16 protein-coding genes and 1 tRNA gene are annotated in these 21,479 nt (G+C 58.5%); 6 read left to right on the top strand and 11 right to left on the bottom strand.

Going from position 1 to position 21,479, the window contains the following annotated elements; genetic code table 11:
- Nucleotides 1-64 precede the first annotated feature (64 nt).
- Together CUJ86_RS07940 and CUJ86_RS12080 are read left to right on the top strand one after the other, a co-directional pair.
- Nucleotides 65-1,432 carry an ATP-binding protein gene (locus CUJ86_RS07940; protein ID WP_130647037.1) on the top strand — a complete coding sequence of 456 codons (1,368 nt, stop codon included), beginning with the start codon at nucleotides 65-67 and terminating at the stop codon, nucleotides 1,430-1,432.
- Nucleotides 1,429-1,809: a hypothetical protein gene (locus CUJ86_RS12080; protein WP_207231396.1), complete on the top strand. Its 381-nt coding sequence runs from the start codon at nucleotides 1,429-1,431 to the stop codon at nucleotides 1,807-1,809. The genes CUJ86_RS07940 and CUJ86_RS12080 overlap by 4 nt, the downstream gene beginning before the upstream one ends.
- Nucleotides 1,810-2,095: 286 nt before the next feature.
- Here CUJ86_RS12080 and CUJ86_RS07930 read toward each other — a convergent pair whose 3' ends face one another.
- The gene (locus tag CUJ86_RS07930) at nucleotides 2,096-3,295 is read right to left on the bottom strand and encodes an aldo/keto reductase (RefSeq protein WP_130647036.1); all 1,200 of its coding nucleotides are present in this window, start codon (nucleotides 3,293-3,295) and stop codon (nucleotides 2,096-2,098) included.
- Between the two features lie 62 nt (nucleotides 3,296-3,357).
- Nucleotides 3,358-3,900: a flavodoxin gene (locus tag CUJ86_RS07925; protein ID WP_130647354.1), complete on the bottom strand. Its 543-nt coding sequence runs from the start codon at nucleotides 3,898-3,900 to the stop codon at nucleotides 3,358-3,360.
- 524 nt (nucleotides 3,901-4,424) lie between these two features.
- Between CUJ86_RS07925 and CUJ86_RS07920 the strand changes: the two genes are divergently transcribed.
- A complete protein-coding gene (locus tag CUJ86_RS07920) occupies nucleotides 4,425-4,778 on the top strand; it encodes a winged helix-turn-helix transcriptional regulator (protein WP_130647035.1) in 354 nt (117 codons plus the stop codon).
- 36 nt (nucleotides 4,779-4,814) lie between these two features.
- Here the strand turns inward: CUJ86_RS07920 and CUJ86_RS07915 are convergent, their stop codons facing one another.
- A complete protein-coding gene (locus tag CUJ86_RS07915; RefSeq protein WP_130647034.1) occupies nucleotides 4,815-5,336 on the bottom strand; it encodes a putative ATP-dependent zinc protease in 522 nt (173 codons plus the stop codon).
- A 233-nt stretch (nucleotides 5,337-5,569) separates the two neighbouring features.
- Between CUJ86_RS07915 and CUJ86_RS07910 the strand changes: the two genes are divergently transcribed.
- Nucleotides 5,570-6,025: a hypothetical protein gene (locus tag CUJ86_RS07910; RefSeq protein ID WP_130647033.1), complete on the top strand. Its 456-nt coding sequence runs from the start codon at nucleotides 5,570-5,572 to the stop codon at nucleotides 6,023-6,025.
- A gap of 84 nt (nucleotides 6,026-6,109) precedes the next feature.
- Here CUJ86_RS07910 and CUJ86_RS07905 read toward each other — a convergent pair whose 3' ends face one another.
- Together CUJ86_RS07905 and CUJ86_RS07900 are read right to left on the bottom strand one after the other, a co-directional pair.
- Nucleotides 6,110-7,021, bottom strand: a complete 912-nt coding sequence (locus tag CUJ86_RS07905; protein ID WP_235855618.1) for a UbiA family prenyltransferase — start codon at nucleotides 7,019-7,021, stop codon at nucleotides 6,110-6,112.
- 40 nt (nucleotides 7,022-7,061) lie between these two features.
- Nucleotides 7,062-9,737 carry a cation-translocating P-type ATPase gene (locus CUJ86_RS07900; RefSeq protein WP_130647032.1) on the bottom strand — a complete coding sequence of 892 codons (2,676 nt, stop codon included), beginning with the start codon at nucleotides 9,735-9,737 and terminating at the stop codon, nucleotides 7,062-7,064.
- A 135-nt stretch (nucleotides 9,738-9,872) separates the two neighbouring features.
- On the opposite strand from CUJ86_RS07900, the gene CUJ86_RS07895 reads away from it, so the two are divergent.
- Nucleotides 9,873-10,355 (top strand): hypothetical protein, encoded by a 483-nt coding sequence (locus CUJ86_RS07895; RefSeq protein ID WP_130647031.1) that lies wholly within the window; start codon nucleotides 9,873-9,875, stop codon nucleotides 10,353-10,355.
- A 59-nt stretch (nucleotides 10,356-10,414) separates the two neighbouring features.
- Here CUJ86_RS07895 and CUJ86_RS12180 read toward each other — a convergent pair whose 3' ends face one another.
- The 6 genes from CUJ86_RS12180 to CUJ86_RS07870 all read right to left on the bottom strand — a co-directional run bounded on the left by CUJ86_RS12180 (nucleotide 10,415) and on the right by CUJ86_RS07870 (nucleotide 20,287).
- Nucleotides 10,415-15,298 carry a PKD domain-containing protein gene (locus CUJ86_RS12180; protein ID WP_130647030.1) on the bottom strand — a complete coding sequence of 1,628 codons (4,884 nt, stop codon included), beginning with the start codon at nucleotides 15,296-15,298 and terminating at the stop codon, nucleotides 10,415-10,417.
- A 305-nt stretch (nucleotides 15,299-15,603) separates the two neighbouring features.
- The gene (locus CUJ86_RS12060; RefSeq protein WP_207231395.1) at nucleotides 15,604-15,744 is read right to left on the bottom strand and encodes a hypothetical protein; all 141 of its coding nucleotides are present in this window, start codon (nucleotides 15,742-15,744) and stop codon (nucleotides 15,604-15,606) included.
- A 143-nt stretch (nucleotides 15,745-15,887) separates the two neighbouring features.
- A complete protein-coding gene (locus CUJ86_RS07885; RefSeq protein WP_130647029.1) occupies nucleotides 15,888-16,487 on the bottom strand; it encodes an FKBP-type peptidyl-prolyl cis-trans isomerase in 600 nt (199 codons plus the stop codon).
- 472 nt (nucleotides 16,488-16,959) lie between these two features.
- Nucleotides 16,960-17,044, bottom strand: a tRNA-Leu gene (locus tag CUJ86_RS07880).
- A gap of 41 nt (nucleotides 17,045-17,085) precedes the next feature.
- Entirely contained in the window at nucleotides 17,086-18,558 is a 1,473-nt protein-coding gene (gene pap / locus CUJ86_RS07875; RefSeq protein WP_130647028.1) for a polyphosphate:AMP phosphotransferase, read from the bottom strand.
- Between the two features lie 70 nt (nucleotides 18,559-18,628).
- Entirely contained in the window at nucleotides 18,629-20,287 is a 1,659-nt protein-coding gene (locus tag CUJ86_RS07870; protein ID WP_130647027.1) for a fasciclin domain-containing protein, read from the bottom strand.
- A 546-nt stretch (nucleotides 20,288-20,833) separates the two neighbouring features.
- Between CUJ86_RS07870 and CUJ86_RS07865 the strand changes: the two genes are divergently transcribed.
- On the top strand, nucleotides 20,834-21,202 hold the full coding sequence (locus tag CUJ86_RS07865; protein ID WP_130647026.1) for an HIT family protein: 369 nt from the start codon (nucleotides 20,834-20,836) through the stop codon (nucleotides 21,200-21,202).
- Nucleotides 21,203-21,479: the final 277 nt, after the last annotated feature.

Genomic DNA, 21,479 nt, shown 5'->3' with positions numbered 1-21,479 from the left:
TTTCTGGCAGGTGAGAACCATGGCGCGGCACAATCCTTATTACTAATCCATATTAGTACTAATCATGATTAGGGCATTCGTCGACAGGGAGGAGGAGCGGCGGATCCTCGATGAGGAGTGGCAGAAAGCGGGCGGACAGATGATCATCCTGTACGGTCGGCGCCGTATCGGGAAGACCAGGCTCCTCACCGAGTTCATACAGGGAAAACAGGGCATTCTCTCCTTTTCTGAAGATGTCGCTTCCTCAATTCAGATCAAACAGTTCCAGACAGAATGTGCAGCCTTCTTCGATGACGATCTCCTCGCTTCCCTCAGGATTGAGACCTGGGACCAGATCTTCACCTACCTCGCCCGAAAGCCTCTCCAGAAGCGGGCCTATCTGGTCATCGATGAGTTTACGTACCTGATCAAAAACGATCCCTCCATACTCTCCGCCCTTCAGAAGGCCTGGGACACTGCCCTTTCCAGCTCGAACTGGTGCATCCTCCTCTGCGGTTCGATGCTTGGCCTCATGAGCGACCTCGCCCTCTCGGCCACCTCACCACTCTATGGTCGGCGGACAAGGGACATGCTCCTTGAGGGCCTGCCCTTTGTCCATGCGAAAAAATTCCTCGACCAGCCCTTCCCCGATGCCCTGCGGACTTACCTCACCATCGGGGGCATCCCCGAGTACCTGCTCAAGGCGGCGGACTACGTCTCATTTTCTGAATTTGTCGAGAGGGAGTTCTTCTCACGCTTTGGCTACTTCTACCGTGAGCCCTACTTCATCCTCTCGCAGGAGTTTCGGGAACTCAAGACCTATCAGTCGATTCTCAATGCCATCGCGGAAGGAAACACCGCACCGGGTGCCATCGCACAGTTTTGCAGCATGGACGCACGCCGCATCTATCCCTATCTTGGGGGCATGACCCGCCTTGGCATCGTGGAGCGCGAGCTGCCGATCCTGGTGGACACCAGACATGGCGTCTACCAGATCAAAGATACCGTCTTTGACTTCTGGTACTCCTTTGTATTCCCGAACAGGGAGGCGATTGAGACCAACGCTTTCCGCCCTTCTGCTCCCGCTATGGACCGTTACTTCGGCAAACGGTTTGAGAATTTTGTACGCCGGGAGTTTGTGCTCCGGATCCTGCCGGGAAGCCGGGTTGGCCGATGGTGGTGGAAGGGTGAGGAGATTGACGTCGTCGCTGTCGACGATCAGGAGGGCAGTATCGTCTTCGGGGAATGCAAATGGGGCGCTCTGGATCGGCGTGGAGCAAGAGGGGTACTCACCCGCCTGGAGGCGAAGACGGAGATGGTCAGGCACGATCGATACCCAAAAGAGCGCTATCTCCTCGTCGCGGGCATTGTGGAAGGGAAGGAAGATCTGCGTAACGAGGGCTATTTGGTGTACGATCTGGCCGACATCGAGGGTTTCGTGAAGGGGGAATGATAGACCTGAAATACCGCTACCGCAGTTCTCTCCTCGGTCTTGCCGTCGGTGATGCCCCCGGTGCAACACTGGAGTTCAGGCTGCCCGGGACATTTGATCCGATCACCGATATGGTAGGCGGCCTCCTCGTCGGGGCGGTGCAGGGCGCATCAAAGGAGGACCTCCTGGCCGAGCGTTATTGTCCGCTGTCCGGTTACCGGGACGACCCCACCCCTCTGCCCTCAGGTGGATGCCGTCGCCGCCGGTTATCCGGGGGAGCAGCGATGTCGTCTCCTGCCTTGAGGCCGCACTCCGGGGAGGAGGGGATCCCCCTGAGTGGCGGGGGCGGATCGAGGGAAAGGCGGAGGGCTGTTCGAACACAGCGAATACATTGGTAAGCCCTGATATTACCCGGACCTGCCGGTTGTGAAGGTCCATATTACCTCTTGCCGATACCGTTCAGACTGGCACGATTGGGTGGGGCCTGACCGATGCTGGTGTCTGTGATGCTACCCGTTGCGGCTGATCCACCACATTCCGCAGCACACCGGAAACGAAGGCGCGGCGCTCGATGTGCAGATCATGAACCGGCACAGGTCGGCCAGGCGGCGATTGTTTGGTAATCTTCCCTCCTATAGAACGATCGGGTGAATGACCTGAACGGAAGGAGGTGACCTTAATCGCTCACGTCTTCTTGAACATTGCCCGTGCCATGGCCACTCTCTCTTCAAACCCTGGCCCTTCCAGTTCTTCCACGACAGATTCGAGCACTACCGGAATGTCAATGTGCTGGGGGCATTTTTCAACGCACTCGCCGCATTGGACACACAGGGATGCATACTCGGGTTTCCCGAGGGCGACGGCGCCGCCAAGCCGTGCAGCATACATGAATTTTTCCTCATCGGGATTATCGACCAGGTACAGGTTGTTGTATTCCTCGAAGCAGAGGGGAATGTTCACCCCGGCCGGGCAGGGCATGCAGTACTGGCAGCCGGTACAGGCCACTTTCAACAGCTCGCGATACCTGCTCTCCACCCGTTTTACCAGCTGCAGTTCTGCTTCTGTCAGCGAGTCCGGGTATGCCTGATCGGCAATCCTGAGGTTCTCCTGGATGTGCGCCTCCTCGTTCATGCCGGATAGGACGACCGTGACTTCCGGGTGGTTCCATACCCAGCGGAGCGCCCATTCCGCAGGAGACCTCTGTACCGGGGCTTCGTCCCAGATCTCCTTAACGGCCTGAGGCACGGTTTTTGTCAGGTTCCCTCCGCGGAGAGGCTCCATGATGACGACGCCAAGACCTTTTGAGGCGGCGTATTCAAGGCCCGCGGTCCCTGCCTGGTTCTTTTCGTCCAGGAGGTTGTACTGGATCAGGCAGATGTCCCAGTCATAGGCGTCCACGATCCGGTTGAAATCCTCGTTTGCGCCGTGGAAGGAGAAACCTGCATTCCCGATGCGACCGTCGGCTTTGGCCCTGTCAAGGAAATCAGCCAAGCCCAACTTCTCAACCTTATCCCACAGGTCACCAACGAGAGCGTGGACCAGATAGTAGTCGATGTGGTCTGTTTTGAGTTTCTCCAGCTGGGCATTCAGGAACGTATCCATATCCTCCCGGCTCTCGATAAGCCAGGAAGGAAGTTTTGTTGCGATTTTTACCCTCTCGCGGTATCCATCGGCAAGGGCACGGCCCAGGAAAGGCTCGCTCTCTCCCATATGATAGGGCCATGCCGTATCAACATAATTCACACCATGATCAATTGCATAGCGTACCTGCTTTGTGGCCTTCTCTTCATCTATCGAACCATCTTCTTTCACCGGAAGACGCATGCATCCGAATCCGAGGATGGAAAGTTCGTCTCCGTTTTTTGGAACTTTTCTGTATAACATCTCTATTCCCCTTTTTTTACGATTTTGATATTCAGCAGTGCTTTTCCAGGATGGCCGGAGATTTACTGCTCTTTTTTCATCCCGAGTCTCTGCAGCCACCCGGATACCGCGTTCTGCGCATTCCTCACGTCTCCGCCCCGGATGGCAAGGCCCTCCAGGACGGTCGACTTCGGGCACATTTTTCTGATATCCGAAACACTTCGCCCGAGACCGCTCCCCTCGTGCGTGCAGAACGGAACGATCGTTTTTCCGGAGAGATCAGATCCCTCAAGGAAGGTAAACACCAGCATCGGCATCGTTCCCCACCAGTTGGGGTAGCCGAGGAAGATCACCTCAAAGGAAGCAATGTTTTGCAGGTGGCTGGCAAGTTCCGGCCTGGCATTAGTGCGCAGTTCCTGCTGTGCCACCTCGGTGGTTTCTGTATAATCTTCGGGATACGCATGCACCGGTTCGATGTGAAACAGATCGCCTGCAGTCATCTCGTGGATCATCTTTGCTATGACTTCCGTGTTGCCGACCGGGAGGTCCACGATGGCTCCACTGACATAGTTGCTGCCGGGGCGCGAATAATATGCGATCAGGCATTTTTCATCATTTATTTTCATGTTCCTCACGGTCATGGATGCTTTCCTCCATGGGAATCTCAAGCCGCGGATCGATTGCAGGACATATAGGTGACGTATGGCATAAATGTGGCGTACAAACAAACATGTTACATACTGACATTATTGATACTGTGAGGGGACGCTCCTCCAGGACGGATTCCGGGTACAGGTCTGGACCCGATCCGTACGGCTGGTTGCGCTCATGTGAATCCCTCACAGGAAGAGGTTGATCATAAGTCCTGTTGCCATGGAAAAGACGCAGAAGGTAGAATCGCGAAGCTCTTCTGCGCCAGGGACGATCTTAATAACCCCGAGATAGGTGATCTCTGTCGCCGACCCGACAATCATAAATGCTCGTCCCGCTCTGCAGCCATTCTGCTGGTAGAGGGATTGTTTCTCTGCCGCACCCATAGAGATGAACGCCGATTATCCACTAACTTGAATGATTCCAATAGAAATTGTTGACGTATGACACATATATGACGTACAAACAAATATGTTACATACATACAGGATTGATACTAATGGGTGAGACGCCGCAAAAATACAAGTACAGCTGGGGAATCGAAGCGACTCTGGATGTGATCGGGGGCAAATGGAAACCACTGGTCATATATCAACTCAAGGACGGAACGTTGCGTTTCAGCCAGATCATGGCTCGGGTACAGCCCAGGATCACCCAGAGGATGCTTACAAAAGAGCTTCGCGAACTTGAGAAAGACGGTCTCGTCAACAGAAAGGTGTACGCCCAGGTTCCGCCGAAAGTGGAGTATTCGCTCACGGAAAAAGGATATTCTCTGATTCCGATTCTCGATCAGCTCTGTGATTGGGGGTATGAACACATGGGGGACGACATCGAGTTCCAGTGTGAAGAATGAACTGGATCATGAAACCATGTCGGTGGATGACGGGGATCAGACAAACCGGAGTTCGCTCAGCCTCTTTCCCCCGATCTCCCTCTTCTCCAGGTGCTCGAGTTCGTGGGCGAGGCCGTACGCCGGGGAGCCCTCGAAGCGGATCTCTGTTATGCCCACATCCCCGACCCTGATCTCGCCGGCGAGGGGGTCGACCGTCATCTTCAGGATCCGATCCGCCCGGGCCCTGACCCGGTAGGGGCGCTCCACGATAAGGCGGGCGGGCTGATCCCCGCATTTTTCGAGCCTGCGGACACTCCCCTCGCTCTCGATGATCTGCGGGTTCACCAGCAGATAGATCTCCTCCACAGAGGCGCCCATCTTCGTCTCCTCGTCATAGACCGAGGTCTTCTTCATCACCGATATGCTCCTCCGGTCCCCGAGCGCATAGCTCCAGTCGCCCCCGAACCTGAGGGAGAAGACGAGGGGGAGGAGGATTTCGGAGGGGAGTTCGAAACGTGCGGCAAGGTCCTTTTCGACCGCCAGGAAGGCGAGGTCCCTGATGATGTCGGCAGGTTGCATCGCTCCCTCCTCTGCCGTCCCGGGGATAAGGGTTGGGGGCCGACCGAATGGACAGCCTGAGATGTGCGGGACGTTCACGTGCGACGGCGACAGTTACCCTGACAGAGTCGGCATCTCATTTTTCCGTCGGGCGCTATTCCGGACCATCCTGGCATTCCATATTGCCAATGCGACAAGCGCCACGCTACATATAATCCGTTAAATATAAATGATGGAATGGTGTTTGTTAGCCCATGAGCCACGAAAAAAATCTGCTCGAATCTCATGTAGAAGGGTTTCCGGGATTCATATCATTTTTTGTATTCATGTTTGGATTTCTTTTTCTGGTGCTGATACCTTTTATGCTGCTCATATGGGAGACACCGACATTCAGTGGATTTTTTCTCTCTGTTCTGCCCGGTGCACTCATAAGTTACATCGGATTTGGATTTATTGCGCTATCTGATATGATGTATGATCGTCATTTTTCTCCCTTACGAAAGGCGTTATTATCAATTTTTGTTCCTGGTCTCGGGCAATTTTACCTCGGCGATGTAACCAGGGGGATCGGTCTGTATTCAATCTGGATATTTGGGCTTCTTCTCAACGTCACACACATATTTCTTCTCGCCGATGTCGGGCTTCTGATAGGTTTCGGTGCCTGGGCATTCGCAATATATGATGGCTACAGGACAGGGAAGGGATACTGACCGGAAGAGTCTCCCTGAAGATCTTTTTTTGTTCTTGTTGAAAATATTCGCTATAAAACGATTGCACGCGCTCAAACTGCCTCTTCACAACAGCCGCGTGAGGGTGAACACGATCACGAACAGCCCCCACGAGAGGTAGAGGCGGCGGATCTGGGTCCGGCCTTCCGCGATCGTCCGGCTTCTCATCAGGCGCATGCTGCAATGGATCATCCAGAGATCGAGGACGGCAACGAGGATCAGATAGTCATGGCCGAGCCAGCCCATCAGGAAGGGCAGCGGCGTCAGAAGAAAAAAGACCGCCAGCCATATGCCGGAGATCCGCAGCGCATGGGCCCTTCCCCGTGTCTGGGCGAGGCTTCTCCCTGAACGCTGCCGGTCACCTTCCGCATCCATGGTATCGGCAGCGATCTCCACACCGAGGTCAAAGAAGAACGCCAGCGCCGCAAAGGTCAGCACCACACCGTTCAGCCTGCCGACCGTGATCCCCCCGAGGATGATGGTCATCCCGATACAACCCGCCACGATGAGATTGCCGGTAAATCCCGCATCCTTGAGAGTGATGTTGTAGGCAAGGGCGATGCACCAGAAGAGGATCACCAGCGCCAGTACGAGCGGCCCGAGGAGTGCAGCGCAGATCATACCGGCCGCAGTGAACAGAGAGAACAGGACCCAGAGTCCGGCGACGGAGATCCGGCCCGAGGGAAGGGGCCGTGACGGCAGGTTGATCCGGTCGACCTCCCGATCAAAGTAGTCGTTGGAGATGTTCGCCGACCCGGAGATGAAGAACAATGCCAGGAATCCCGGAACCACCAGATGCACCGGGGGCAGACCGCCGTATGCGAGAATTTCACCGGCAACAAAGAAAAATCCGGCTCCCAGTGCAAGGTCCAGACGGATGAGTTCGGCAGATGCCCGGAGTCTGGTGGCGATGGTCGACGTCATGATGCCGATGAGTGGTCCGGAGTGTGTGCTGAAATACTCACCGGTGGACGGCATGCAGTTCTCTAGTCGCCCGGGGTGTACGGGGGGCCTGTGTTCAGGTGCGCCCCCGTGTCATCGCCCACTTGAAGGCCTCCATCCCGATCACCACCCCGGAGGCCAGGGCCAGGAGCACGCCCCAGGTCGCCGGACCGACCGGCCCGATCCTGAGCAGGTCCTGCATGAGCGGGTTTGTCATGGCAGCGATATGGACCCCCTGGGCCACCAGGATGCCGGCGATCAGGTAGTAGTTGTCCCTCAGCGGCACCCGGAAGAGCGATCGGTATTCGGAGCGGCAGTTCAGGGCGTGGAGGTTCTCGAGCAGCACCATCAGGAGCATGAGCGTGCTCCGTGTGGCGGACTCGTCCGCCCCTCCGGCGATGAGCCAGACATAGGTGGCCGAGGCGATCGCCCCCATCAGAAACCCGGAAAGCATGGTCTCCCGGATCATGAGACGGTTGAAGATCCCCTCATTTGGGCGGCGGGGGGGACGCCGCATCGTCCCCGCCTCCCCGCTCTCGAAGGCGAGGGCGACGTCCTGGATGCCGTTCGTGACCAGGTTGAGCCAGAGGAGCTGCACCGCGAGCAGGGGGAGGGGGAGACCGGCGGCCAGGGCGACGGTGAAGAGCACGATCTCGGCGAACCCGGTGGAGATGAGCAGATAGGTCACCTTCCTGATGTTGTCGTAGGCGTAGCGCCCCTCCTCGATCCCGGCCACGATCGAGGAGAAGTCGTCGTCGGTGATGATCATCGAGGCGGTGTCCTTTGCCAGGTCGGTCCCCGAGCCCATCGCCACCCCGATATTCGCCCGCCTGAGCGCCGGGGCGTCGTTCGCACCGTCCCCGGTCACGGCCACGAAGTGCCCGTCCCTGACCATGGCGTCGACGATCTCGAGCTTCTGGAGCGGGCTCACGCGGGCGAAGATTCGCCCGGACCGCACCCGGTCGAAGAATTCCGGGAGGTCCGGGGAACCGATGGCCTCGAGGTCGGGACCGGTCACCACCTCCCCTCTCTCTGAGGCAAGCCCGATCTGCCTCCCGATGGCCAGGGCCGTCTCCGGGTGGTCGCCGGTGATCATGGCGACCTCGATCCCCGCTTCCCTGCAGCGCTCCAGGGCCTCGGGAACGTCCGGGCGGACGGGGTCGATGAAGCCCGCAAGCCCCAGCAGGTTCAGGGGGGGCCGGCCCTCCTCCAGGCCCAGATGGGTTGCCGGAACGGCCCCGATCTCCCCTTCGGCGACGGCGAGCACCCGGTAGCCGTGGGAGGCGAGGTCGGCGAGGGCCGCCTCGATCCGAGAACGCTCGAGGGGCACCCGTCCCTCCCCGGTCTCCATGGTCAGGCAGTAGGGGAGGAGCGTTTCAAGGGCGCCCTTTGCCGCCACCATGATCCTGCCGTCCTCGTCCCGGTAATAGGCCGCAGAGTACCTCAGTTCCGGCTCGAAGGCCACGCTCCCGATGATCCTGACCGCCTCCCGCACCGCTCCCGCATCGATCCCCAGGTCCCGGGCAAACGAGAGGAGGGCCACGTCCATGGCGTCCCCGTGATGCACCCATTCCCCCTCCTCCATGACGATCTCCCCCTCGTTGCAGATCACGGCGGTGCGGGCGAGGGCGTGCAGGCGGGGGAGGGAGGCGGGATCCGGAACGGCGCCGTCCGCCACCGCATACCCTGTTCCGTCCGGGAGGATGACCCGGCGGACGCTCTGGCGGTTGAGGGTGAGGGTGCCGGTCTTATCGGTGGCGATCATCGTGCAGCTCCCCAGGCTCTCGACGGCGGCAAGGCGCCGGACGATGACATTGCGCCGGGCCATCTTCGACGAACCGATGGAGAGGGCGACGGTGATTGCTACCGGCAGACCCTCCGGGATCGCCGAGACGGCCAGGGCGACGGCGAGGAAGAAGACCTCGGTGAAGGGCGTCCCCCTGCCCAGGGCGACGGCGGCCATCAGCGCCGAGGCGCCGAGGACCAGGATGCCGATGGTGCGGGAGAAGCGCTCCATCCTGATCAGGAGGGGGGGTTTTGAGGCACCGGTGGCCGCCACCGCCTCGGCGATCCGCCCAACCTCGCTCTTCAGCCCGGTTGCGGTCACCACCCCGACGGCCCGTCCGCTGACGACGGTGGTGCCGGCGAAGGCCATGTTCGTGCGGTCCCCGACGGCGGCATCCAACCGGACCGGCGCCAGGTCCTTTTCCGCGGCGAGCGTCTCCCCGGTGAGGGCGGACTCGTCGATCCGACACCCGGCGGCATGGACCAGGCGGAGATCTGCCGGGACGCGGCCGCCCGATTCGAGGAGGACGATGTCGCCGGGGACGATGACGGCGGAGTCGGCGGTGATGTGCCGCCCCTCCCGCCTGAGGTGCGCCGTCCTGGTGAGCAGGCGCCTGAGCAGGCCGGCGCTCTGTTCGGCCCGCCACTCCTGCACCAGCCCGATGGCGGCGTTCAGGAGCACGACGGCCAGGATGAAGATCCCGTCCCTGACGTCCTGGAGGGCAAAGGAGATGAGGGCGGCGGCGAGGAGGATGAAGATGAGCGGGCTGCCGAACTGGTGCAGAAAGATGGCGACGATTCCAGGCGGCTTCCGGGCGGGGAGGGTGTTCGGGCCGTAGTGCTGCAGACGGTGTGCGGCCTCGTCGTCGCCGAGTCCTTCCGGGCCGGAGCTGAGCTTCTCGTAGACCTCGTCGAGCGGCAGGGCGTGCCAGGGTATGCCGGTGTCGGGTTCGAAATCGCTCGTCATGGGTGCGTGCGGGGAGCGGTATCAGAATCTCGCCGGCCGATATAAAGGTCCCTCCGCATGGTGACGCCCATCGGGTTTGCCGGATGAACCTCCCGGTTCAATAAAAGTTCATATGACCGGGTAAAACGCTATGGCATGTCAGAAAACCGGACAAATATGCAGACCGGCCCTCCTTCCAGACGGGACAGGAAGACGAGGGTGCGGCGGCACATCCAGGTCGCCCCCATTATCTTCTGCATTCTGCTGCTGACGGTGTCCACGGCCACCGCCGCCGAAGCAAATCTGTATGGGGGTGACCGGACGACCGTGAGCACGGACAATTCGGCGGCGTGGAACGGCACCCCGGGTAGTGGCGCACACGTAGAATCTGCGGTGTCCCTCCCGGACCCCGGAGAGATCAGGGAGCAGCATTTCGTTCGTTACGTGGAGGACAACAGGAGTGCAGACCACGGCGAGGGCGTTCGCCAGATCCGGGCCAGTATCATGCGGCAGATCGCGGACCTCGAGACCAGAGGCTGCGACGTCGCCGACCTCAGGTCCGCTCTCGAAAGCGGGAGCGAGGAGGCGGTGAAGGAGGCCCTCTCCCGCATACCTGAATCTATGACTGGAACGCGATGATCACCTTACTCATCTTTTCAGCGGGTTCGTTCAGGATCGCAAAACAAAAAGAGAATAAATTATCCCTTCAACGCAAAACAGGCATCTCGCAGCCCCACATTATACTGGGCGATGAACAGGGCGTCGCCCACCTCGATCACGCCGTTTGCGTGGACGTCGGCCCTGGTAAATGCGTCTGATTCTGCCGCGGGCTTCGCGGCGAGACCGACCACCTGCCGCAGCACCCGCAGGGTGTCGGCCTGGTTCACCGTTTCGTCACCGTTTGCATCGCCATAGAGCACCGGCGTGACGGTGATGTATGCGGTGTGTGTGCAGGTGTCCACGCCCCCGTTCACCGAGAGGGAGACGGTGAAGTCGCCGGCGGCGGTGTAGGTGTGGATGGGGTTTTGATCGGTGGAGGCGGCGCCGTCCCCGAAGGACCAGGACCAGGAGGTCGGGGCGCCGTCTGAGGTGTCGGTGAACTGCACCGTCAGGGGCGCCACGCCCGAGGTCTGATCGGCGACAAAGGAGACGTTGCACGGCAGGACAGGGGCAGTGAACCCGATCGCCGCCTGTGCATACGGGACGCCGTCAAGGTCTGCGAGCGCCTTCGGCTGCGGGGCGGCGTAGAGGGTATAGGTGCCCTCCTGGAGCGCCCCTCCCCACACGGAGGCGGTGTCCCAGCGGTAGTCCCAGGTCTCGTCGATCTTTACGGCGACAATGGTGAAGGTCGACGGATCGTCGCTCTCCACCGCTGCCGAGAGGTTCATGAGGTTGACCCCGGATGCCGGCAGCCCCGGACCGGTGAGGAAGAGATAGGTCATCGCACTGTCGGTGTTCGTTCCTGAGAGCGTGATTTCGTCACCTATGGTGGCGTTTCCATCTCCGGATGCATTGACGGTGACGGTTCCGTGTTCGACGGTGATGAGGCGCTGGCAGATCGTCGAGATGATCTGGTCGTTCAGTGCGGTGTGCCAGGAACATGTCAGATCTGATCCGAATGAAACGGCGTTCACCCCCGTGGGCAGGCATCCGTCCGGGAGGGTGAGCGTGGAGCCCTCGGATGCACCGGCGCTCGTCTGGTTCAGCACCTCCCAGATGCAGCATTTCGGGGCATAGGAGAACATCCCGTTCGGGGTGACCGCCAGGTCACAGGAGATCTGGTAGGTGCGCCCCGCCTCGATCTGGCTCTGGTCGAGGGAGAACTGCACCGTGTTTCCTTTCTGCATCACCGATTGCAGCGGTGCGTCTGTCTGGAAGGTCGAGAGGATCGGTATCGCCCGGACCTCGGCGGTATCGGTGCCCACGATCCGCCCCCAGAGGTTGACTGCGGGGACGGGGTCGCAGGTGAGGGTGAGGGTCACCCGCTGACCTCCCGCCGCAGTGAAAGTGCTCCTGTTGCAGGAGCGCTCCATCGTCAGACCCGAGGTCCGGTTCTCGGTCCGCGATGTGCTGGCTCCCGCCGAGATCTCTGCCCCTGGCGGAACGGTGCGGGAGGGCGGGAATGTCCAGGTGACGCGGGTATCCTGAACTATTGCATACTCGGGGGGTTCGACATCAGACACCCCCTCTGTGTCCAGGACGAAGGTGATGTTCGTCATGGTGCAGGCGGGATCCTCGGCCCAGTTGACTGCGGTCATGAAATAATCCTGCAGACAGGAACAGGTCCCGCCCTCGATCCGGTCGCCGTCCACCCATCTCAGGGAGTTCTGGTTCAGGATGAAGTAGGCATGGGCAACCGGTACGGCAACCGAACCACTGCCCTCCAGTTTCACCACCCAACCATCAGAGTCGCCATGGTTTCCGCTGACATCGCCGTCGTTTGAACAGGTATAGCTGGCGACCACATACCCGCCGTCAGAGATCTGCTGGATGCTAAATGCAAGATCAGAGGATGTCCCTCCGAAACACCGCTGACACACCATGCTGCCGGCAACGTCCAGTTTCACCATCCAGCCATCAGAGTCGCCATGGTTTCCGCTGACATCGCCGTCGGTTGACCAGGTCCCGCCGGCGACGACATATCCGCCGTCCGACGTCTGCTGGATACTGTATGCAAAGTCTCTGGATGACCCCCCGAAACACCGCTGCCAGACCTGGTTGCCGGCAGCGTCCAGTTTCACCACCCAGGCATCACTGTCGCCATGGTTTCCGCTGACATCACCGTCGATTGAACCGGTCTCCCCGGCGACGATATACCCGCCGTCTGAGGTCTGCCGGATACTGTATGCATAGTCCCGGGATGACCCCCCGAGGCACCGCTGCCAGACCATGCTGCCGGCAGCATCCAGCTTCACCACCCAGGCATCACTGTCGCCATGGTTTCCGCTGACATCGCCGTCGGTTGACCAGGTCACCCCGGCGACGACATACCCCCCGTCTGCCATTTGCTGGATACTGAGCGCACGGTCGTCAGATGCCCCTCCGAGACCCCGCTGCCAGATCCGGTTGCCGGCAGCGTCCAGTTTCACCACCCAGGCATCATAGCTGCCATGGTTTCCGCTGACATCGCCGTCGGTTGAGTAGGTATAGCTGGCGACGATGTAGCCGCCGTCTGCTGTCTGTAATATATTGAATGCACGGTCGTCAGATGCCCCTCCGAGACACCGCTGCCAGACCCGGTTGCCGGCAGCGTCCAGTTTCACCACCCAGATATCAGCGCCGCCATGGTTTCCGCTGACGTCGCCGTCGGTTGAGTAGGTAAACCCGGCGACGATATACCCGCCGTCTGAGGTCTGCCGGATACTCTCTGCATAATCTCCGGATGAACCCCCAAGACACCGCTGCCAGACCCGGTTGCCGGCAGCGTCCAGTTTCACCACCCAGGCATCTTCGTTGCCATGGTTTCCGCTGACATCGCCGTCGGTTGATTCGGTCACCCCGGCGACGACATACCCGCCGTCTGAGGTCTGCTGGATACTGTATGCATAGTCCCGGGATGACCCCCCGAGGCACCGCTGCCAGACAATGGCCGACCCGTCCGGCTCGGTTACTGAGATGAAATCGGTCTTTGTTGTAGTATCCTGCCAATTCGCATTGTCCACCGTCAGGCTCACCGTGTACGTGCCTGCCGCCGTATAGGTGTGGGTCGGGTGTTGATCGGTGGAGGTGTTCCCGTCGCCGAAAGACCACTCCCAGGAGGTCGGGGCGCCAGAAGAGGTGTCGGTGAACTGCACCGTCAGGGGGGCGGTGCCGGAAGTACCATCAGCCGTGAAGTCGGCAATCGGCGCGGGATCTTCTGTCCGGGTGGTGAAGGTCCAGACCTGACTCTCCGTCCTGTCCTGTCCGTCGTCGGCCACCACCTTCCAGAAGTATTGCGTATCGGGACTGAGGTCCTGCCAGAGGATATAGGTGAGTTCCCGGTCCTCATCGATGCACTCCAGCGCCGAGGCGGAGAGCCCGATGTAGACATCATAGGTGAGGCTGTCCCCGTCCTGGTCCGTGCACGTCCAGCTCAGGGTAGTAAAGCAGACCACGTCGGTCTCCCCGTCGGACGGGTAGTTGGGCTGCGGTGGGTCAGGCGGATTGTTCTCGACGGCGGCATCATTGACATAGAGATAATGCTCGCAATACACCTCCCGGTTGTTGGTCTCGTCGAATTCATTCACCTGATCGTCCGGGTCGATGATCCACCCTGCAAAGTAGGTGCCGGCGGGTACGCTCTCCGGAAACGTCCCTGACCAGGTACACGTCCCGGACTGGAACGGCTCTATCGGCGAGAGGGAACCCGTGGCAATGAGATGGTCGGTTGCGTCGATTGTCAGGTCGGGCGAGGCATAGAAGGCTACCGAGCAAACGGGCGATTGTGCGGTTCCGATATTGCCGACGTTGCAGTGGATCTCAAAGTCCGTCTCGTCCCGTATGGCGATTATCGGTGCAAATCCTGCCTGTGTCTCACCGTTGTCGATCAGGTCGGGCTTATCCTGGGGGGCGTCGTCGCGGGCGGTCCATTCCGCCACACTCTCAAGTCTGAGATCGCACAGGCGGGTTCCCATATTCCTTTCAGTTCCATCAATGTCGGGTGCCGTGTGAACCGAGAGGATGTAGGGATCGCCGTCCTGCATGTACCAGACGGGAGAACCGCTCATGCCCCCGTAGGTGTCCATATAGTACCAGTGGTTGTAATATGAGGCTTCGCTGCCGAGGTTGTCGTCCTGGTACATCACATACCCCCGGTCCAGGTCCCCCGGATACCCGGCCACGGAGAGTTCGCCGGCGTAGATGTCACTCCAGTAGTAATCGTTGGTCATCCCCATCCAGCCCGTGTACCTGCCGATACTCCGGTCCAGCGTGATCACCGCCCAGTCGTGACGACTATCCCCCTCTTCCATCCATTTCTCAACGGTAGTCATCAGGGTTGCCTTCGCCTGTCCGAAGGGCATGAGGATCCGCCCGGCCTCATCGGTGGTCTGGCCCGGTATCACCTCTATCGATTCTGCCCATCCCAGTTTGTCTTCCCGGTCATAGACGTTATGCCCGGCGGTGAGCACATGAAAATCATCGATAATGGCGCCAGATCCGATATAGGTCTTTTCAGACCCTGGATAGGTCATCAGGAGATTGCAAATCGTCCTCCAGGGATACTGCGTGGTGTCGGCGACTCTGAAACGGGTATCTTCGCCCCATACAGATTGGATCGAACTGGAAGGGAGGGAGAGGATGCCCGTGCTGCCGGGGATGAGACCGGTCGTCTGATCGTCCATCACCACTGCGGGTTCGCGCACGGCGGTGTGCGATCCCACGTCGTAGACGTAGACCCCTTCCAGGGTCTCTTCTGCGGAGATCTCCGATATGTTCTGATATTCCGGTGCCGCCACCGCCACCTGGTCGGGATCGGCGTCCATCCTGATCGAGGGACTGTCGAGGATCGAGGGATCGTAGGCATACGATGCCCCTGCCGCTGCCGGGGCGATCATCGCCGCCACGACACAAAGCACCACAAGAGAGAGTATCTGTTTCACCATAACCACCAGAAGGATGTCTCGCCGCTGTCGGAACTCCGCCTGCGGAAAAAACGAGGGGGGAATATGAGCGTGTTCCGTATCAGAACGCCTGAACCGTTCTTCAGGTTCGTGCCGGTGTGTGGGTGGCAGTCGGTGAATTACATCTCGTCAGGGGGGGGCAGGTAATGAGGGTGCCGGGCAGCATCCGATCGTATTCGATCAGTGCTCAACAATCGAGTATAAATATTGTGTTTTTCATGCCGCGTGTTCCCATTATCATTCATTGAAGAAATTCCAATAAGGGATCATTCTGGAGAAATAGACGTTTAAGAGCCCGGAAGAGCGACCATCTTCCCCCCAGGAAGTCCGCCCGCCCCGCTCCAGAGCGTGAACTCGTGGAAGAGTATTGCAGAGGAGGCCTCAGGGGGCGTTGGTCTGAAAGGAGCATGGGCGAAGACAAACGCCAATATTCATAGGAGAAAAATCAGTGCGTGGATGAACGAAGTACTGAGACGATAGAAGCAATATGATTGATAGAACGATCCGGTGACCAATTAACCGGACATTTCAAAATACATTACTGAACTGCCAAAAAAGGAGAGAATAATATTCATTCCGTCTTTTTGATAATAGAATCAAGAGTAATTGTAAACTGGAGATCTTTTCCCACGAGCGGCTTGTTCATATCAACAGTCACCGAATCTTCAGTTATGTTCGTAAACAGATATCTCACGTATTTCCCTTCCGGAGGCAGATATTCGATCATCGGACAGGGATAACCGGGAATAAACGATATTGTGATATTTTCCTTATCCATGCTGTTTATCAGATCAATTGCTTCATTCAATGGAATTGTTTTTACAAGGGTCTCATTTCTCTCCCCATAGGCCTCATCTGGTGTTAAGATGACCGTTTTGGTCTCACCCGGAACCATTCCATGTATTGCCTTGTCGAATCCGGAGATCATGGCTCCGCTTCCGAGTGTGAAATTCAGGGCTGTTCCGTTTATATTCGATTCAAATACAGCACCTCCGGGAAAAGAGAGCGAATAATATACGCATACCTGATCTCCGGATTTTGCAGGCGCATCTTCATCCATTGCATAGCTTCCGGCAAGCGACAATCCTACAACTATCGCTGTCGACAGCACTAAGGCAATAATTACCAGTGAAAGAAAAACCAACCGTGAGGACCGAATTCCATTTTTCATAGAGTAATAACTCACGTAAAACCTCATAATGATTGCCCATTTCTTCAGAATTGCGAAAAATAGAGAGCATCATTGGATACGTGAGACGAAATTAACCCATGGAGAATTCAGGAGGATTATTGAGCAATATCAAACAGATTATATAAAATTGATGTATGGTGCCAAACGAGTCAATTATTGACTTGAATTAATTTTTCATTCAATATGTGTCCACAACGGAGTAACACATGGATCTCAATGAACATCAGACGCGGAAACAAAAGATTGATGTCCTGCTCAGGGAGCAGGGCCGGGATGTAATCGTTCGCATGTCATCCCGGAGGTTGATACAAAGCAGTCTGATTTCAATGCCTGCGACTACAATACCGTAACCGACTCTAAGGTGCCAATCATTTGATGAAATATTTCTACCAGGAATGAGTGAAATTCAAAAGTGGCGTTTTTCACGACTAACTAAAACCCGAAAGATCAGTGCGAGGGGAGGGATTCGAACCCACGAACTCCTGAGAGAATGGATCTTAAGTCCATCGATTTTGGCCAGGCTTATCTACCCTCGCTCTCCTACTACATGGACGGTGGCAGACAAAAAGATGATGGGCTACTTCAGTGCCTGCTCCACCGTTTCCGCCACCGTCCGCAGGCATTTGACCCGGGCGTAGCGCTTGTCGTTTGTGGAGATCACGGTCCAGGGGGCGGTCTTCGTGTCGGTCCGCTCCAGCATCTCGGCGACCGAAGCGGCATAGATGTCCCAGCGACTGCGGTTGCGCCAGTCGTCGGGGGTGATCTTCCACTGCTTCTCCGGGTCCTCCTCCCGGTCGATGAAGCGGTGGAGCTGCTCGTTCCTGTCGATGTGCAGCCAGAACTTCACGAGAAGGGCGCCCCAGTCGGTGAGCGCCTCCTCGAACTCGTTGATCTCATTGTAGGCCCGTTCCACCTCAGAGGGGGAGGAAAGTCCTTCCACCCGTTCGACGAGCACCCGCCCGTACCAGCTCCGGTCGAAGACGGCGATATGCCCCTTTTTCGGGAGGTCGCGCCAGAACCGCCAGAGATAGTGGTGCCGGGACTCCGCCTCGTTCGGCGGCCCGATCGGTTCGACCTGACAGATGCGGGGGTTGAGGCGGCGGGTGAGGCGCATGATCGCCCCCCCCTTTCCTGCGGCGTCCCATCCCTCATACACCACGATGAGGGGGAGGCGCTCCCGGTAGAGGGAATATTGCAGTGCGGTGATCTGCTCGCCGTATTGGTTGATCGCCTCATGGTATTCTTTCTTTGAAAGGGCGTGTTTCGAGGGGTCGGGCAGGTCGAGGAGTTTGTTCGAGGGTGGCTGCAGGGGTGCCGGATAGCGCGGCACCACCGTCGACCGCCGCTCCTCGATGGCGCGTTCGAGGGCGTGCACCACCGTGCTCATCCCCTTGATCACCGTGAAGTTCCGGTCGTGCGCCTCGACCACCGTCCAGGGTGCATTCGGGGTATCGGTGGCGGCGATCATCCCCTCAAACACCGGGAGATAGAGTTCGTAGTGCTCCAGCCTGACCGTTTCATGCCCGTCGATCAGCACTGCCGCCGCCGGTTCCTGTTTGATCCGCTCGATCCGTTCTGCCTGCTCGTCTCTGCTGATGTGGAGAAAGAGCTTGATGATCACCGCCCCGGCGTCGGTGAGGTGCCGCTCGAAACGGGTGATCTCCCGCAACGACCGCTCGGGTGCCCCCCCATCCCCGGGGTGGATACGCTCTGCGGTCAGGCGGGAATACCATGAACGGTCGAAGATGGCCATCCTGCCGGTCGTCGGGGTCCGCAGCCAGAACCGCCAGAGAAACGGGCGGTCCGCCTCTTCTCGTGTCGGCGTCGATGCGGCATGGTAGGAGTAGAGGCGGGGGTCGAGGGCGAGGACGAACTGGTGGAGCATTGTCGAGATGCCGGAGAGGTTCCAGCCGTCGGCGGTGATGATCACCGGGAGGTCGAGATCCCGCGCCTCCCTCTGGAGACGACTGAGGTGGGCTGCAAGATCCGGGAAGATCGCTTTATAGTCCTCGTCGCTCACCTGTTTGGTCAGGTCATACTGCTCGAACATGGGACAGGGAGATCAAGGGGAGGGGAGGAGAAAAACGATCCGGAAAAAAAGGGGATGAACATCGGCCCCTCTATGCCGTCTCCTCGGCCGCCGGCTGCAGCACCATGTCGATTACGTGGACCACGCCGTTCGTGCACTCGATGTCGGCCGATATCACCGTTGCATCGTCGATCATCAGGCTCTCGTTCATCTCGTCCCAGGTGATCGTCGTCTCCATGCCGTTGAGCATCATCAGGCTCTCCATACCCATCAGGTCTTCAGCCATGTATGTGTCGGCCGCCGCATGGTAGAGCAGGACGTCGGTGAGCGCCTCTGTGTCGTTGAGCAGACCGTCGAGCACCCCCTCGGGGAGGGCGGCGAAGGCGTCGTTCGTCGGGGCGAAGAGGGTGTAGTCGTCAGAGCCGTTCAGGGTCATGTCAAGCCCGGTCATTTCGAGAGCGGCCGCCAGCGTGGTGAAGTTCTCATCCCCTCCGACGGTTTCGGCGATGCTCATCCCTCCGGACTCCTCCTCGACCATGATGTAGTCCATCTTCATCTCGGTGTAGGTGTGGCCCATCTCATCGGTGACGGTGAGGCTCACGTTATAGGTGCCGGCCTCATGGTAGGTGAAGAGCGGGTCCTGGCGGGTGGACATATAGCCGTTCCCGAAGTCCCAGTAGTATTTTGTGATATTGGCGATGGTGGTGTTCACCGTGAACTGCACGTCGAGCGGTGCCATTCCTTCGGTTGGTTCGGCCGAGAAGTCAACGGCCCCCTCGACCGGCGGGACGAGCACCGCATCGATCACATGGAAAACCCCGTTCCTGCAGAGGACGTCGGAGACCATGATCAATGCGTTGTCGACCATCACCCCCTCCTCGGTCACCGTGATGGTGAGGTTTGTGCCCTGCAGACTCTGCACCTCTCCCATCATGGTGAGGCTCTCTTCGTCCATGTAGCCGTCCACCACATGGTAGAGGAGGACGTCGGTGAGCGCCGGTGTGTCATTGAGCAGGCCGTCGAGCACCCCCTCGGGGAGGGCGGCGAAGGCGTCGTCTGTCGGGGCAAAGAGGGTGTACATCTCGGTGCCGTTCAGGGTCTCGTTCAGGCCGGTGGCGTCCAGGGCCGTCACCAGTGTGGTGAAGTTGTCGGCCATGCCGAGTGTCTCGTAGATGGTGTAGTCCGGTGTGCCGGGCGGTTCGAGCACGGTGTCGATGACATGGATGACACCGTTTGTGCAGGTGACGTCGCTCTGGATGATGAGTGCGTCATTCACCATGATCCCGTCGTCGGTGACCGTGAGGTTCACGTCCATGCCCAGCATCGTCCCGAGGGTGTCCATCTGCTCCAGGTCGGCGGCATAGTAGGTGCCGTTGACGAGATGATAGGAGAGCACCATCTCCAGCATGACGGTGTCGTTCATGAGCAGGTCCAGGACGTCCTCGGGGATTTCGTTGATCGCCTCGTCGGTCGGGGCGAAGAGGGTGTAGGATCCTTCGGCGCTCAGGGTCTCGTTCAGTCCGGTCAGGTCGAGGGTGGTCACCAGCATCGTGAAGTTGCTGTCGCCGGACAGCGCATCATAGATGCTGAGGTTCCCGCCTTCAATGCCGGTGAGGTAGGTGTCCTCCCCGGCGGCAATGCCCGTTATTACCAGGATGGCAAGAAGGAACAGGCTCATAACCTTGATTGCATTCATATTTTCACCTCGTTCATGGGCGTGTGCCGGGACGGTGCGGTCCGTCATTTCCATCCGTCTCTCCCGGTCAGGTCTCCCGACACACCGTCACGAATGGATCAGGGGCGCACTGGGTCAGCATGATTAATATATTTTCTCCATTATTTTTGTGTTAGATGATATTTTGAGGAGATCTGGATCCGGGCGAGGAGTGGGATTTTATAAGGATCGGTTTCCGGGATTTTTTGGAGAGGGCGATCACCGTTGCAGAGAGGGGTTCTGATGCCCGGAACAGGTTGTTTGTGCTCCGGGGGAAGTCGTGGAATGGCCCGGGGGCCAGAAGAGTGCGCCGTTTCACCTTCGTTTCTTTCGGGATCGGATCGAACTACTAATTTTACACACATTAGTAGTTCGTTAGTAGTTCGTGGTCGGGGAGGGACGTGGCGTGTGAACTGGCATTCTTTTTCCTGTGCCTCCCCGTATGCGGCCCCCGCCGCTTTGAAGAGGAGGTCCGGATCTCCCACGTGCCCGGTGGAGCGACTGGAAGGACCCGGCAACCGATCACCTGGCCGACGCATGCACATCCTTAATCGAGATCAGGGGCAATGAGGCATGGGCGCCATGACCTGTCCATTCTGCAACCCCGAACCCCCGGAGGTCGTGCTTGAAAACGACCTCTGCTATGCCCGCTGCGACCGCTATCCGGTGAGCCCGGGCCACCTGCTGATCATCCCGTTCCGGCATTTCGCAGACTTTTTCGAGGCCACCGCCGGGGAGGAGGAGGCATTGCTCGCCCTGGTCCGGGAGGCGAAACGCCACCTCGACCGCGAGTTCGGTCCCGACGGCTACAATGTCGGCGTGAATATCGGTGCGGCGGCCGGGCAGACGGTGATGCACCTGCACGTCCACCTGATCCCCCGGTATGAGGGGGATATCGAGAACCCGCGGGGCGGGGTGCGGGGAGTTATACCGGAGAAGAGGGTGTATTGAGGGGCATCCCCAAATGGTCTAGCTGGATCGCCTCCGCCGCAGCACGGCGGAGGTTCTGAGTTCGAATCTCAGCGGGCTTATGAATTACATTCCTTTTCGCTATTTATGATATTATTTGTAGTTTTATGCAGTTAGTGAGCTTTAATGCGGTTTAATCATAAATAGGGAGGATTTGTGCGTTTACAGAGCATTTTATGCATCTCTTGTCCCATACGTCTGATGCAGTTGTTTATTCGTGCCCATTGTGCACTTTTTTCGGCATTGTCTCACCATAATC

The sequence above is a fragment of the Methanofollis fontis genome, from assembly GCF_004297185.1.
In the GTDB taxonomy this organism is placed as follows: Archaea; Halobacteriota; Methanomicrobia; order Methanomicrobiales; family Methanofollaceae; genus Methanofollis; species Methanofollis fontis.
Note: the sequence above shows the minus strand (reverse complement) of the source record. Positions and strands in the feature narration are given on the sequence as shown.